The sequence below is a fragment of the Paenibacillus glufosinatiresistens genome (genome assembly GCF_031470375.1).
GTDB lineage: Bacteria > Bacillota > Bacilli > Paenibacillales > Paenibacillaceae > Paenibacillus_AQ > Paenibacillus_AQ glufosinatiresistens.
This window is the reverse complement of record NZ_JAVFHT010000016.1, coordinates 41,874-57,120: the sequence shown is the minus strand read 5'-3', so window position 1 is coordinate 57,120 and position 15,247 is coordinate 41,874. Positions and strand designations below refer to the sequence as shown.

General features: G+C 61.0%; 11 protein-coding genes and 1 riboswitch. Of the genes, 7 read left to right on the top strand and 4 right to left on the bottom strand.

The features are described 5' to 3' along the window. Positions 1–4 precede the first annotated feature (4 nt). The gene (locus RBI05_RS15310; protein ID WP_310551747.1) at positions 5–1,093 is read right to left on the bottom strand and encodes a GntR family transcriptional regulator; all 1,089 of its coding nucleotides are present in this window, start codon (positions 1,091–1,093) and stop codon (positions 5–7) included. Positions 1,094–1,436: 343 nt separating this feature from the next. Between RBI05_RS15310 and RBI05_RS15305 the strand changes: the two genes are divergently transcribed. The 4 genes from RBI05_RS15305 (at position 1,437) to RBI05_RS15290 (ending at position 7,184) form a co-directional block, all read left to right on the top strand. Continuing rightward, positions 1,437–3,050 carry a xylulokinase gene (locus RBI05_RS15305; protein ID WP_310551763.1) on the top strand — a complete coding sequence of 538 codons (1,614 nt, stop codon included), beginning with the start codon at positions 1,437–1,439 and terminating at the stop codon, positions 3,048–3,050. 1 nt (position 3,051) lies between these two features. Then, on the top strand, positions 3,052–3,747 hold the full coding sequence (locus tag RBI05_RS15300; RefSeq protein WP_150458196.1) for an L-ribulose-5-phosphate 4-epimerase: 696 nt from the start codon (positions 3,052–3,054) through the stop codon (positions 3,745–3,747). 221 nt (positions 3,748–3,968) lie between these two features. After that, positions 3,969–5,393, top strand: a complete 1,425-nt coding sequence (gene araA / locus RBI05_RS15295) for an L-arabinose isomerase (RefSeq protein WP_310551746.1) — start codon at positions 3,969–3,971, stop codon at positions 5,391–5,393. Between the two features lie 173 nt (positions 5,394–5,566). Next, positions 5,567–5,646, top strand: a riboswitch (glycine riboswitch). Between the two features lie 137 nt (positions 5,647–5,783). Further along, positions 5,784–7,184: an amino acid permease gene (locus tag RBI05_RS15290; RefSeq protein ID WP_310551745.1), complete on the top strand. Its 1,401-nt coding sequence runs from the start codon at positions 5,784–5,786 to the stop codon at positions 7,182–7,184. On the opposite strand, the gene RBI05_RS15285 is transcribed toward RBI05_RS15290, so the two are convergent. Beyond that, the gene (locus tag RBI05_RS15285) at positions 7,181–8,104 is read right to left on the bottom strand and encodes a helix-turn-helix transcriptional regulator (protein ID WP_310551744.1); all 924 of its coding nucleotides are present in this window, start codon (positions 8,102–8,104) and stop codon (positions 7,181–7,183) included. The two genes, RBI05_RS15290 and RBI05_RS15285, sit on opposite strands and share 4 nt — an antisense overlap. A gap of 164 nt (positions 8,105–8,268) precedes the next feature. Here RBI05_RS15285 and yicI point away from each other — a divergent pair, with 164 nt between their 5' ends. Both yicI and RBI05_RS15275 read left to right on the top strand, forming a co-directional pair. After that, positions 8,269–10,590, top strand: a complete 2,322-nt coding sequence (gene yicI / locus RBI05_RS15280) for an alpha-xylosidase (protein WP_310551743.1) — start codon at positions 8,269–8,271, stop codon at positions 10,588–10,590. A 136-nt stretch (positions 10,591–10,726) separates the two neighbouring features. Beyond that, on the top strand, positions 10,727–11,920 hold the full coding sequence (locus tag RBI05_RS15275; RefSeq protein WP_310551742.1) for an SGNH/GDSL hydrolase family protein: 1,194 nt from the start codon (positions 10,727–10,729) through the stop codon (positions 11,918–11,920). Positions 11,921–12,307: 387 nt separating this feature from the next. Here the strand turns inward: RBI05_RS15275 and RBI05_RS15270 are convergent, their stop codons facing one another. Next, positions 12,308–12,889 (bottom strand): TetR/AcrR family transcriptional regulator, encoded by a 582-nt coding sequence (locus tag RBI05_RS15270; RefSeq protein WP_310551741.1) that lies wholly within the window; start codon positions 12,887–12,889, stop codon positions 12,308–12,310. Between the two features lie 278 nt (positions 12,890–13,167). Here RBI05_RS15270 and RBI05_RS15265 point away from each other — a divergent pair, with 278 nt between their 5' ends. Then, positions 13,168–14,313, top strand: a complete 1,146-nt coding sequence (locus tag RBI05_RS15265; protein WP_310551762.1) for an MFS transporter — start codon at positions 13,168–13,170, stop codon at positions 14,311–14,313. Here RBI05_RS15265 and RBI05_RS15260 read toward each other — a convergent pair. Beyond that, entirely contained in the window at positions 14,310–15,173 is an 864-nt protein-coding gene (locus RBI05_RS15260) for an AraC family transcriptional regulator (RefSeq protein ID WP_310551740.1), read from the bottom strand. The two genes, RBI05_RS15265 and RBI05_RS15260, sit on opposite strands and share 4 nt — an antisense overlap. Positions 15,174–15,247 lie beyond the last annotated feature (74 nt).

The window sequence follows — 15,247 nt, the reverse complement described above, 5'->3', positions numbered from 1 at the left end:
CTCCTTAAATGAGATGCTCCTTCACCGTCTCTCCTTCAATCAGCACCGGCTGGTAATACGTGCGGTTCCGCAAATCCTTCTTGCCCTGAAGCTTTCGAATAATCCAGTCGGCCGCGTCTCGGCCCATCTGCTCCTGCGGATGGGTGAGGGTCGTCAGCTTAATGCCCGCATTCTTGGCCATATAGGAGTTGTCCTGCCCGATGACCGACAGATCGCCGGGAACGGCAAGGCCCAGCCGCTTGCAGGCATGGATCACTTCAAGGCCGACCTCGTCGTTGTAGCAGACCAGCGCGGTCAGGCTGTCCCGGTTCACGGTCAGGAACTCCGTCAGTCTGGCGGCGAGATCGGGCTTCGTCTCGGTATCGAACGACAGCACCTGCTCCGGCTGGAAGTTCAGCCTGGCTTCGGCGAGCGCCTTGATATAGCCCTTCATCCGGTATTTGCCCTGAAGGTCGTCCATCTTGGCGACAATTCCGATCCGGGTATGTCCCTTCGCGATCAGCTCCCGGGTCGCCAGATAGCTGGACTGCACATCGTCGAGGCAGAGAAAAGGAACTTCCAGCTCCTCATAGTAAGCATTGATCATGATGAGGGGCACCTCCTGCTCCTTAAACGACAGGTAGTAGGCGATATTGGGATTATACAAGTTGCTCTTCGTCGGTTCAATAATCAGGCCGTCCACGCCGTAGGAGAGCATCATCTCCAGCGCCTTCTTCTCCTGGGCGACATCGTTGTTCGTACTGGCCAGTAGCAGAGAATAATTGTCCTCGTTCAGACGGCTCTCGATTCCGCGGATGATGGAGGGGAAAATATAATCCGAGATATACGTTGTTATCACGCCGATGGTCCGGGTCCCGGCACTGCCGGCGGCTTTGGTCCGGTATTGATGGCTGACATAGGTGCCGGACCCTTTCTCGCTTCGCAGGAAGCCGTCGTTCGCCAGCTCCAGAATGGCCTTGCGGACCGTCTGCCGGCTGACGCCGTACTTCTCCTGCAGCGCGGATTCCGTCGGAATCTGCTGGCCTGAGGCATAGACCCCCGACAGAATGTCGCTCTTAATTTCTTCCAGAATGACCTGGTATTTTGGCTTCATGGAATACCCACTCTTTCGCAAAAGTTCACTCATAAAGAGAATCACGAGTCAAAGTTGTATGTACATATTTCAGGAAAAGCGAACCTATCGCTATAACGGCAGCATGCGCTCTGTATACCGATTATACCTGAAGCCTTGCGGAAGGCAAGAACCAGGCTCAATTCCGCAGCTGCGGGGAGCGGATATGCCGTGCGAACCAAGTGAGGCTATTAATTGTATGTATATATTTATTTAATTATTGACAAATGTACGTACAAAAAATATACTGGGGCTGTCATTGAGGAAAGCGCCTTCTTAAGTGGGGGCGCGAACACGGCAAGGCACAGAGGGGAGCGGCATGAATATGGATCAGGACATCAGGCAGGCGATTGCCGGAGGCGAGACGGCGCTGGGAATCGAGCTCGGGTCCACGCGGATCAAGGCGGTGCTGATTGACCGTCACTTCCGGACGATCGCGTCGGGCAGCTATGAATGGGAGAATCTTCTGGAGGACGGGTACTGGACGTACCATTTGACGGACATTATGACAGGCCTGCAGGAGGCCTACGCGGAACTGAAGCGGGAAGCGGAACAGAAATACGGAACGGTTCTCCGGACTGTCGGTTCGATCGGTTTCTCGGCCATGATGCACGGCTATATGGCGTTTGACGCCGCGGGCGGGCTGCTGGTGCCGTTCCGGACCTGGCGCAACTCCACGACGGGCCAGGCGGCGAAGGCGCTGACCGGAGAGTTCGGATTCAACATCCCGGAGCGCTGGAGCATTGCGCATCTGTATCAGGCGATTCTGAACGAAGAACCGCATGTGCCGCAGATCTCGTATGTGACGACTCTGGCGGGCTACATCCACTGGCAGCTGACCGGAAGCAAGACGCTCGGCGTCGGCGATGCCTCGGGCATGTTCCCGATCGACGAAGCGTCGCGGGACTACGATGCCGCGATGGCTGCGCGGTTCGACGAGCTGACGGCCGGCAGAGGCTATGCCTGGAAGCTGAAGGAGGTGCTGCCGAAGGTGTGCGGCGCAGGCGAGCAGGCGGGCGTTCTCAGCGAAGCGGGAGCGAAGCTGCTGGACCCGGCGGGCGACCTGCAGCCGGGAATTCCGCTCTGTCCGCCGGAGGGCGACGCCGGAACCGGTATGGTCGCTACGAACAGCGTGCGGAAGCGGACGGGGAATATCTCCGTCGGCACCTCGGTTTTTGCCATGATTGTACTGGATCGGAAGCTGACGGACGTCTACCCCGAGATCGACATCGTCACGACCCCGGTCGGCAGCCCGGTCGGGATGGTGCATGCCAACAACTGCTCCAGCGACATCAATGCCTGGGTGGGCCTGTTCCGCGAGTTCTATGAAGCGATGGGGCAGCGAGCCGACGCCGGCGAATTGTTCTCTGTCCTGTTCAACAAGGCGCTAGAAGGAGACGCCGACGGGGGCGGGCTGCTGAGCTACGGGTATTTGTCGGGCGAGAACATCACCGGCATTGAGCAGGGCCGGCCGCTGTTCATCCGTTCGCCGGAGAGCCGGTTCAATCTGGCCAACTTCATGCGGGTCCATCTGTTCACCGCCTTCGGAGCGCTGAAGATCGGCATGGATATTCTGACGCAGCGGGAGAAGGTTGCGATCGACAGCATCCTGGCCCACGGCGGATTGTTCAAGACGCCGGTAGTGGGACAGCGGATCGTGGCGGCCGCGCTGAACGTGCCGGTCTCCGTGATGGCGAACGCCGGCGAGGGCGGCGCCTGGGGCATGGCGGTCCTGGCCGCTTATCAGAAGGATCGCGAAGAGGGCGAAGAACTGGCCGACTTCCTGGAACGCAAGGTGTTCAAGGACGCCCAGGCGCAGGAGGTCGCTCCTGTAGAGTCGGATGTGCAGGGCTTTGAAGCCTTTATGGAGCGCTACCGGCAAGGGCTGGCAATCGAGGCGGCAGCGGCGGAGCATCTTACGGAGAAAGGAAGGGGATAACATGCTGGAACAACTGAAGGAAGAAGTGTATGAGGCCAATCTGGATCTGCCCAAGCACGGGCTGGTCAAATATACCTGGGGCAATGTAAGCGCGGTGGACCGGGCGAGCGGCCTGTTCGTCATCAAGCCGAGCGGCGTCGGCTACGACCGGATGAAGCCGTCCGATATGGTGGTCGTTGATTTCGACGGCAACGTGGTGGAAGGAGACCTCCGCCCCTCCTCGGACACGCCGACCCATGCCGTACTGTATAAGCACTATTCCCAGATCGGCGGAATCGTGCACACCCATTCCACCTGGGCGACCGTGTGGGCCCAGGCCGGGCTCGATGTACCGGTCATGGGAACGACCCATGCCGATACCTTCTACGGGTCCGTACCCTGCGCCCGGTTCCTGACGCAGGAGGAGATCGACCGCGGCTATGAAGCCGAGACCGGCCGCGTGATTATCGAGACCTTCGAGCAGCGGGGCCTGGATGTCATGGCAGTGCCCGGCGTTCTGCTGAAAGGCCATGCGCCGTTCACCTGGGGCAAGGATGCCAAGTCGGCGGTCATGAACAGCGTCGTGCTGGAAGAGGTATCGAAGATGAACCTGTTCGCCCGGGAGCTGAACCATTTAGCCGAGGAGCTGCCGCAGCGGATACTCGATAAGCACTATCTGCGCAAGCACGGCAAGGATGCGTATTACGGGCAGAAATAGGAAGCGGGGCAGCCGCTTCGCGAGGGAAGGCCAATACGGCTTCCGGACATTCGCTGACTGGAGACTGCAATCTTTATTTAAATGGAATGGGCAACTGGAGGAGCGGCAGCGTTCGTCTTTGTCTTTCGGATTTCAACCGCCGCCAGCGGCTAATCGAGAAATCCGGAGACAATCATTCCATTCATTTCGTTCTGCCAAACCAACCGTAAAGGATGATACTCATGTCAACAGCCATTGCCAAGGAATTCTGGTTCGTCGTAGGTTCGCAGCATTTGTACGGGGAAGAGGCGCTGTCGGAGGTCAAGGCGCATGCCCAGGAAATGACCGATGCCCTCAACAAAAGCGGAGTTCTGCCTTACCCGCTTGTGCTGCAGGATCTGGCCGTCAGCGCCGATAAGATTACTTCGATTATGAAGGAAGTCAACTACCGCGACGAAGTCGCCGGCGTCATCACCTGGATGCACACCTTCTCTCCGGCCAAAATGTGGATCCGCGGCACGAAGCTGCTTCAGAAGCCGCTTCTTCATCTGGCTACGCAGTACAACGAGAGCATTCCGTGGGCGACCATCGACATGGACTTCATGAACCTGAATCAGGCCGCTCACGGCGACCGGGAATACGGCTTCATCAACGCCCGCCTGAAGAAGCAGAACAAAGTCGTCGTCGGCTACTGGGAGCGCCCGGAAGTGCAGAAGCAGATCGCGGAATGGATGGATGTGGCGGTTGCCTACAACGAGAGCTTCAATATTAAGGTAGCCCGGTTCGGCGACAACATGCGCAACGTCGGCGTGACGGAAGGGGACAAGGTAGAGGCCCAGATCCAGTTCGGCTGGACCGTGGATTATTTCGGCATCGGCGATCTGGTGGCGTACGTGAACGCCGTTACGGAGGAAGAGATCAACGGGCTGTTCGCGGAATATGCGGAGCTGTATGACTTCGATTACGGCAGCTACAGCAAGGAAGACTGGGAAGCCAGCGTCAAGGTGCAGGTCTCCTACGAAATCGCCCTCAAGCGCTTCCTGGACAACGGCGGTTATAATGCGTTCACCACCAATTTTGAAGACCTGCACGGGATGAAGCAGCTTCCGGGGCTGGCCGTTCAGCGGCTGATGGCGCAGGGCTATGGCTTCGCCGGCGAAGGCGACTGGAAGACGGCCGCGCTGGACCGTCTGCTGAAGGTGATGGCGCACAACCGGAACACAGGCTTCATGGAGGATTATACGTATGAGCTGGCCGCCGGCCAGGAAGCCATCCTCCAGTCCCATATGCTGGAGGTAGACCCGAGCCTTGCGTCAGGCAAGCCGAAGGTTCTCGTCTCCCCGCTGGGAATCGGCGACCGCGAAGATCCGGCCCGGCTTGTCTTCGACGGCTCAGCGGGAGAGGGCGTCGTCGTGTCGATGGCCGACTTCGGCACGCATTACAAGCTGCTCATCAATGAAGTAACGGCGTTCGAGCCGACGGTTCCGGCACCGAACCTGCCGGTGGCCCGCGTGCTGTGGACCGTCAAGCCGAACTTCCAGGACGGCGTCAAAGCCTGGATTGAGAACGGCGGAGGCCACCACACCGTCGTCTCCCTGAATCTGACGACCGACCAGATCGTGTCCTACGCGAAGCTGGTTGGATTGGAATACGTCGTCATCAAGTAACGGCAGAGCAGAGCGGACGGGTCAGCCCGTCCGCTCTATTTTCAATTATGCGACTTATGTCACTGTATGGCAGGTTTAATAAAAAGTATGATAATAGCCATCCGGAGCGCGCCGCCGCCTCCATAACTTCATATTATTCACAAGCTATGATTGCTATGGATCGTACTATAGCAGGAGCAGCTTCTGGAGAGACTGCGGATATCCGCAGCGCCGAAGGGTTCACCATCTCAGGCAAAAGGACAGAAGAGTACTGAATACCAGCCATCCATACCGGCTATGCCGGAGCGGAGGAGGGTATTTATTATTCTTGCAGCAGGAGACTGGAGTAGATCCGGTCTCTTTTTTTTTGGCTTCACAAAGACTCATAGGAATTTGAAAGGGGAACAGAGCATGGCACAACAGGAATTGAAGCGGGAGCTGGCCAACCGGCATGTTCAGCTGATCGCGATCGGGGGGACAATCGGCACAGGGCTGTTTCTGGGCTCGGGCCGAGCGATCGAAAAGGCCGGCCCGTCCATCATGCTGACGTATATCCTCGTGGGCGTCGCCGTATTTTTTGTCATGAGAGCGCTGGGAGAGCTGCTGCTGTCCAATAAAGGCTATCAATCGTTCACGGACATTGCGGAGGATTATCTGGGTCCCCGGGCCGCCTATGTGACCGGCTGGACGTACTGGTTCTGCTGGATTATGACGGCGATGGCCGATGTGATAGCGGTGGGCGTGTATGTGCAGTACTGGTTCGACATCCCGCAGTGGGTTCCGGCGGTCGTCTGTCTGATCATTCTGCTGGGATTGAATCTAATGACCGTCAAAAACTTCGGGGAACTGGAATTCTGGTTTGCCTTAATTAAAGTGGTTACCATTCTGGCGCTGATCGGGCTTGGCGTGGTACTCCTGATCACGGGTTTGAAGACGGACGCAGGCTCAGTGACGGTACGCAATCTGTGGATGCACGGCGGGGTATTTCCGAACGGCATTTCGGGATTTCTGTATTCGTTCCAGATGGTGGTATTCGCCTATGTCGGCGTTGAACTGGTGGGTGTATCGGCGGCGGAAACGTCGAATCCGGAGAAAAATATCCCTTCGGCGATCAACAAAATTCCGCTGCGGATTCTGTTCTTCTATGTGGGAGCGCTCTTCGTGCTGCTCTGCATCAACCCTTGGACCCAGCTCAGTCCGGCGGAAAGTCCGTTTGTCCGGACCTTCACCTTGGTCGGGATTCCGGTTGCCGCAGGAATTATCAACTTCGTCGTCCTGACGTCGGCCGCATCCGCCTGCAACAGCGGAATGTTCTCGACCAGCCGGATTCTGTACAACTTAAGCCGGAACCGCCAGGCTTCCGCCCGCTTCGGCGCTCTGAACCGCAATCATGTGCCGGGCAACTCGCTGCTGGTGTCCACGCTCGTCATTTCCGCAGGGGCCCTGCTGAGCAAGCTGGTTCCGGAGCAGGCGTTCGGCATCGTAACGACGGTGAGCGCGATTTGTTTCCTGTGGGTGTGGGCCGTCGTGCTTGTCTGCCATATCCGTTACAAGAAACAGCGTCCGGATTTACATGCGGCGTCCGCATTCCGAGCGCCGCTGACACCATTTGTCAATTATGCGGTCCTGGGGCTGTTTGCGGCGATTCTCCTCATTATGCTGGTTGCCGATGAGACGCGGCCGGCACTGCTGTTCACGCCGCTCTGGTTCGTGCTTCTGTACACGCTGTATGCCTTGCGCAGCCGCAAAGGGGAGAGCAGCCCGGCAATTGGCGGAGCGCTGCCTGAAGGTCCGGCAGAACTGCCCCGCTAAGAACCGGAACCGTCCGGCGGCGGGGCCGTGCTCTCCTCTGCCTGTCTGCGGAATTCGCTTGGAGAGCAGCCCATGGCCCGGCGGAAAACCTTAATAAAATAACTGACGTTATCGAATCCGGCATCCAGCGCGATGTCGGATATTTTGCGTTCGCCCCCCCGCAGCGCCTCGGCCGCGCGGGCGACCCGGTAGTCGTTGATATACTCCACCGGCGTCTTGCGGGTCATCGCTTTGAAGAACCGGCTGAACTGGCCCTCGCTCATATGCACGAGCCCGGCCAGCTCGGCGACGCGAAGCGGTTCGGCATACCGCTCCTGAATATGGAGCAGCACCGTCTTCAGCCGGTTCAGCTTAGCGCTGTCGGCTTCGCCGGTCTCGCTGCGGTTGTCGGCGCGGCCATCGGGAGCCAGCAGCGCCAGCAGCTCCAGCAGGGCGGCCTTCAGCCGGATGCGGAAGCCGGACGGCTGTTCCCCGTAGAGCGCGGCGATCCGGCCCAGCGTGTCCAGCAGCTCCCGCTGCCAAGGGACGGCGGGACGCAGCACCCGCGGGAAGGTGCGCCGCTTCTCCCGGAGCGGCAGCACCGCCGACTGCTGCACGGCGTCGTACTGGGCGCTCGCGATCAGATCGGGGTGGAACACAATCGCGCAGAACCGGCAGGGCCGGTCATCCGCCGGGTAGGCGGCATGAATGTCGCCGGGGTCAATGAAGGCGGCCTCCCCGGCGCGCAGGGGAAAGACCTCGGTTCCGGTCTGGAACAGAATGTCGCCTTCCAGCAGCATGAAGAATTCGGCCTCTTCATGCCAGTGGGTGTCCAGCACATGGGCCCCGCCCGGCAGTGCGATCTCGTACACGCCGAGCGGGAACATGGCGTCGCCGTGCCGGCGCGTCTCCTTCAGGCCTGTCTGCAAGCCGCGGTCCAACGGCAGTCCCTCCCTGTAAATGGAATACAAATTCGATGAATATCAGAATTGTGTTATTTTTTGCGCTGAATATTGCAAGTATCGCGCTTTCATACACATTATAATGCAAGTATACATGCAGAACCAATCCAGATCATTCTCAACCGAAAGGTGGAACCCATACAATGAAATTCTCCAATGGTTATTGGCTTGTCCGCGACGGATACGCGCTCGACAGTGCGGTTCAGTTCTATACGGCTGAACGCAGCGGCGACGAACTGACGGTCGTGGCGGCTACCGCTCCGATTCTCACCCGCGCCAACATGCTGGATACGGCGCTTCTGACGCTGAAGCTGCATTCCCCGCTGCCGGGCGTCATCGGCGTGAAGGTCACGCATTTCATGGGCGCTGTGGAACGCGGACCGAAGTTCGAACTGAATGAAGGAGCTACCGGCCACGTAACGGTAACCGAAGACGAGGAGCGCCTCGTCTATACCAGCGGCAATCTGTCTGCGGTAATCAGCAAGGGTGCGGCATGGAGCCTCGACTTCGTGCGGGACGGCAAGCGTCTGACCGGCAGCTCCTTCAAGGCCATGGCCCATGTCCGCGGTCCGGAAGGCGCAACCTACATGCGCGAAGAGCTGGATCTTGGCGTAGGCGAATGGGTATACGGCCTCGGCGAGCGCTTCACGTCGTTCGTCAAGAACAGCCAGGTGGTGGATATTTGGAATGAAGACGGCGGCACCAGCTCGGAGCAGGCCTACAAGAACATTCCGTTCTATCTGACCAACAAAGGATACGGGGTCTTCATCAACCAGCCGGAGAAGGTCTCCCTGGAAGTAGCCTCCGAGAAGGTCAAACGCGTTCAGTTCAGCGTGCCGGGCCAGAATCTGCACTATTTTGTGATCGACGGACCGACTCCGAAGGAAGTGCTGACCCGCTATACCGATCTCACGGGCAGACCGGCGCTGCCTCCGGCCTGGACGTTCGGCCTGTGGCTGACGACGTCCTTCACGACGGATTACGATGAAGCGACGGTAAATTCCTTCGTCGACGGCATGGCCGAGCGCGACCTGCCGCTGCATGTGTTCCACTTCGACTGCTTCTGGATGCGCGAGTTCCAGTGGACGGATTTTGAATGGGATAAGAGAGTATTCCCGGACCCGACCGGCATGCTGAAGCGCCTGAAGGACAAGGGACTGAAGATCTGCGTCTGGATCAATCCGTACATCGCCCAGCGTTCGCGGCTGTTCGCCGAGGGGATGGAGCGCGGCTATCTGGTGAAGAAGCCGAACGGGGATGTGTGGCAGTGGAACCGCTGGCAGCCGGGCATGGGTCTCGTGGACTTCACGAATCCGGAAGCGTGCGAATGGTTCGCCGGCTACCTGCGCGACCTTGTGGACATGGGCGTAGACAGCTTCAAGACCGACTTCGGCGAGCGCATTCCGACCGACGTCGTCTATCATGACGGCTCCGACCCCGACAAAATGCACAACTACTATACCCAGCTCTACAACCAGGTAGTCTTCAACGTGCTGAAAGAGAAGCTCGGCGAAGGCGAAGCGGCCGTGTTCGCCCGTTCGGCAACCGCCGGCGGCCAGAAGTTCCCGGTTCACTGGGGCGGCGACTGCTACGCCAACTACGAGTCGATGGCCGAGTCGCTGCGCGGCGGCCTCTCGCTCGGCCTGTCGGGCTTCGGCTTCTGGAGCCATGACATCGGCGGCTTCGAGAACACGGCTCCGGCCCATGTCTACAAACGCTGGCTGGCCTTCGGCCTGCTCTCCAGCCACAGCCGCCTGCACGGCAGCCAGTCGTACCGGGTGCCGTGGGTCTACGACGACGAGGCGGTGGATGTGACCCGCTTCTTCACGAAGCTGAAGTGCAGCCTGATGCCGTATCTGTACGACGTGGCCGGCGAAGCCGCCGAGAACGGCTGGGCCTCCATGCGGGCCATGCTGATGGAATTCCCGGACGATCCCGGCTGCGAGACGCTGGACCGCCAGTACATGCTGGGCTCCTCGCTGCTGGTTGCTCCGGTCTTCGACGAAGGCGGCGAAGTGACGTATTACCTGCCGGAAGGCCGCTGGACGCAGTTCCTGACGGGCGAGACCGTGCAGGGCGGCTTCTGGCGCAAAGAGCAGCATGACTTCTTCAGCCTGCCGCTGTTCGTCCGGGAAGGCTCCCTGCTGGCCGTCGGCGCGAACGACACCCGTCCGGATTATGATTTTGCCGACGGCGTGCAGTTGGGCCTCTACTCGCTGCAGGACGGTGCGGAGACCTCCGCGGTCGTACGCGATCTCAAGGGCGCGCCGGAGCTTACGGTATCGGCGAGCCGCGAAGGCAAGATCGTGAACGTCACAGCCGAAGGCAGCGGCAAAGCCTTCTCGCTGAAGCTGTACGACATGGGCGCAGCCGCTTCCGTCAAGGGCGGAGAGCTGAACGCGGACGGCACGGTCAGCGTGGCAGCCGGCAGCGCGAGCGTAACGCTGGTCATCGAGCTGGCCTAGTTCACAGGCCCGATACAGATTGCAGTTCCCGCAGCCTCTTGCGCCGGCGGCAGCCCTTCCGGGGAAGCCGCCCAGACGCAAGAGGCTGCTGTTCGATAAGAAGTGTCCAATCATGAAGAGCAGGAGGAGATTTGCGATGGAGACGGCGATGGAGACGGCGATGAACAAGGAAGAGCGGTCTGCCCCGCCGGGAGCGGAGGGCGACCCGGCCTACGCCTCGGCAACCGTGCTGTCGGCGGCGGCCAATTTCATCATGGACCGGCCCGAGCCTTTTACCCATACATTCGTAACGTATATCCGGACACGGGAGCAAGGGGCGCTTCGTCTGAAGCTGTGGCACAGCAATGCCGTCGATTCAACCTGGGACCAAGGCCAGGACTCCCGGGCCGGCATCCCCGGCGGCGAATGGCAGATTGAGTCTGCCTGGTTCGCCGCCGGCGGCCGGAAGGACGGACAAATTGCTTATGAAGACCGTATTCCGGTGACGTTCGGGGGCAGCCGCGGGAAACGGGTTCTGCCGGGCGAGTGCTTTTGGAGCGATGAAGCATCGGTGGAGCTGCCCGAAGGGCAGGATCTCGTATTCGGCTGGACCCTCCGCACTGTCAGCGGCGGCAAGACGATTCCGTTCAATGTCGAAGATATGCTGGCGACCGCCTATGACGGTCCGGGAACGGGGGAGCAGCCGGGAGCGCTGACGCTGTCCGAGAAGCTGCTGGTGCTGCCCGCCTACATCGGCTACCGGAAGCAGGTGCGGCGCAAGCTGGCTTTCTTCGGAGATTCCATTACCCAGGGCGTGCGGACGGCACGGGACGGCTATGAATACTGGGCGGCGAAAATTGCGGACGGCCTTGGACCCGAGACCAGCGTCTACAATCTCGGCTCGGGCTGGGCGCGGGCCTATGACGCTTCCGGGGGCGGACCTTGGCTTGGCAAAATGTCCGGCTGCGACGAAGCGCTGCTCGTGCTCGGCGTGAACGATCTGGATATCGGCCGCCGCACCGCCGAGGAACTCCTGGGCGATCTCGGCGAGCTGGTCGCCAGGCTGAAGAGCGGCCGCCCCGACCTGCGGATCATGCTCGGCACCGTTCCGCCGTTCAATATGGAGGACGAGCGGGAGAGGGAATGGCGCGAAGTCAATCGCCGCCTTCGGGAGAACCCGCCCCGGGGAACCGATGCGGTATTCGACATCGCCGCTGTGCTGTCGGAGCCTGCCCCGCGGGAGCACCGCATCCGGTCCGAGTACATGAGCGGGGAATATGACCCGCATCCGAACGGGCTGGCCGGGACGGCCGTGGCGGAGGCATTTCTCGCGTGGTACCGGCAGCCGTAGACAGGCGAACCGCAAGCAGGCCTGATTCCAAGCAGGGGCGTTCAAGCGGAACTCACCGGAGCGGAACCACTCAAGTAGGACCCGTCAAGCGGAACCCGGCAAACGGAACCCGTCAAGCGGAACCCGGCCAGCGGAACCCAGCAAGCGCAAACCAGCAAGCGGAACCCAGCAAGCACAACCCGTCAAGAAGAGTCCCTTAGGCAGACCCCTTTATTGCAGAGGTACACAGATAGCCCCGCCATCGCTGGCGGGGCTTTGTCTGATGTGACGGGGCCGCTGGTGCAACTGGGCCGCATGTGAAGCCGGAGCCGGACTGAAGGCGCAGCCGGAGAGAGCCGTGCTTTCTGGGTCCGGCCCGGGCGGCTTATTCCGGCGGCTCAAGTCGGCTTAAGGTTCCGCAAGGAGACCTTCAAAAGCCGCCTTCACCAGCCGCTCGACGTAAGCGTCATCCGGCTGCGCGCCGAAGATCAGCAGGTTGTAGAAGATCGGGCCATAGATGAGGTCAATGGCCAGGTCGATGTCGGCGTCCGGCCGAAGCTCGCCGCGCGAGCGCCCGCGCTCCAGAAGCTGGCGCGCTTCCAGGCGGCGGGGAGCGAAATACCGGCTCCGGTACGCTTCGGCCAACCCGGAGTCGAACTGCCCTTCTCCTATGAGGTCGGTGATAATCTTGCCGTCAGGGCTCGTCATGAAGCTTGCGACCCGGGCGGCATGAAGCCGCACATCCTGCATCAGCCCGCCGGTGTCCGGTACCGGCAGCCGGGCGGAAGCGGCGGACAGGAAACCGTCCATGACGACGAACGCCTTGTTCGGCCACCATTTATAAATCGTCGCCTTGCTTACTCCGGCGCGTTCGGCGATTTTCTCTACCGTAACCGCGGCGAAGCCTTCCTCCAGCAGCAGTTCATAAGCATTTGTCAGGATGGACTGCTGCGTCTCCGCGCTGCGGGGACGCCCTCTCTTGCCTGTCACATGAATCTCTCCTTTGCAACCGTTCACCTTCATATATTCAGTATACTCGAAGCTCTCCCTATTTACAAAACGATGCGTTCAGTATATAATTCGAATCATCGAATTAATGAACTGAACGTTCAGTATTTAAATTAAGGCGCGGCGGACATCCGATGCGCCCCAAGGAGGATGCGCTTATATTCAAGCGTGAACCGGAAGCAAATGAGGAGCGGAAAGAGCAGCAAGAGCAGCAAGAGCGGAAAGGGCAGGAGGCCCGGGCGCCGCTTACGCGGGGGCTGATGCTTCTGCTGGCCGCAGCCTGCGGGCTGATCGTGGCCAATCTGTATTATTCCCAGACCCTGGCCGGTCCGATCGGGGAGGCGACCGGCCTGTCCCCCCAGGCGACCGGCCTTATTGTCACCTTGACGCAGGTCGGTTATGTGCTCGGCTTGCTGTTCGTCGTGCCGCTCAGCGATCTCGCCGAGAACCGGCGGCTCGCGGTAATCTCGCTGGCCGTTCTGGTCGCAGCGCTGGCAGCCGCCATGCTGGCGGACAGCGCGGCCCTGTTCCTTACCGCTTCGCTTGTCATCGGAATCGGCGCGGTCGTGGCCCAGATCCTGGTTCCCTATGCCGCCTTTCTCTCCTCCGAGGAGCAGCGCGGGCAGGCAGTCGGCAACGTCATGAGCGGCTTGCTGCTCGGAATTATGCTGGCCCGCCCGGCCGCAAGCTTCATTGCCGGGTTCTGGAACTGGCATGCCGTCTTCGGACTCTCGGCGGTGCTCATGGTCGTGCTCGCGGCGCTGCTGGCCCGCGTTCTGCCCAAGCGGCGGCCGGAGCCCGCGCTGACCTACGGCGGACTTCTGCTCTCGCTCGGCGGGCTGCTGCGCCATACGCCGGTACTCCGGCGCAGAGCGCTGTACCAGGCGAGCCTGTTCGGCGTCTTCAGTCTCTTCTGGACGACGGTGCCGCTCTACCTGGCCGACCGGTTCCAGCTCTCCCAGCAGGGCATCGCCTGGTTCGCGCTGGCCGGCGTCGGCGGCGCGGCTGCCGCCCCGGTCGCCGGCCGGCTGGCGGACCGCGGGCTGACCCGCCCGCTGACGGCCGCCGCGCTGGGGACGGCCGCCGCCTCCTTTGCGGCGGCGCATTGGATCCGCGGCGATTCAGTTCTGTCGCTGATCGGTCTGGCGCTTATCGCAATCGTGCTCGATATGGCGGTCTCCGGCAATTTGGTGCTGGGCCAGCGGGCGATCTATGCCCTGGGCAGCGAGACGCGGGGCCGGCTGAACGGTCTGTTCATGGCGATCTTCTTCATCGGCGGCGCAGCCGGCTCTTCGATAGGCGGCTGGGCCTACGCCACCGGCGGCTGGGAACTGGCGACGCTGATCGGCGCGGTGCCGCCGCTGCTGGCGCTGGCCTACTCGCTGACCGACCGTTCCCGGACCTAATGCAGCCGCCGGAACTGCTCTGGCGTCGTTCCGGTCAGCCGCCGGAAGGTGGCGACGAAGTGGCTGACGTCGCGGAAGCCGGCCCGGGCGGCGACGGCGGTCACGGTATCGCCCGGCCGCTGCAGCAGCAGCTCCTTGCTCTTGCGGACGCGCAGGCGCAGAAAATAGGCGTACGGCGACAGGCCGAACGTCTGCAGGAACATCCGGCTCAGGTAACGGCCGGATACCCCGAGCACCCCGGCAAGGTCGTCGAGACCGACGCCGGGGTTGCCGTATTCCTCCTCCATCCAGCGAAGGAGCGGCTGCAGCCGGGCGGCGTGGCTGGACAGGGCGGCTCTCTCGGAGGTGCCGCCATAGCGGCTTAGCGTCAACAGGAAGCGGTAGGCAGCGGCGGAGGCCTCCAGCCCGAACAGATCGCGGTCCCGCTCCCGTTCCCGGCGGGTAAGCATGTCCTCCAGCAGACCGGAGAGCGGGGAATCCTTGTCCCAGCGGCAGATGTAAATGCCGCCAAGCTCCAGCGTCTCCAGAAGATTCGCGGCGGCGTCGCCCGCAAAGGTCAGGTAGTAAGTGCCCCAGTTCCCGCTGCCGACCGAACCGTAGCGGTGGGGCGTATGGGGCGGCAGCAGCACACCGCTGCCTGCGGGCAGCGCCACGGTCTGCGCTCCGCTCCGCAGTTCTCCGATCGCAATCCCGCCTTCCCCCTCGGCGGTCTGAAGCCAGTGCCAGGCGGGATAGCCTTCCGGCCGAACGAAGGTCTCCTGCGCGGGATTATAGCCGATGCTCTCCAGTCTTACCGGCAGCCCGCGGGCGTCGGCGTCCGGAAAGAACAGGCGCCGGTGTCCCGGAACCATCATGGACATAGACCCACATCCTTGTTCCATATTCTTATATACAGGGTCGCAGATATTATATATATCGCGAAGTGATTAGCGCT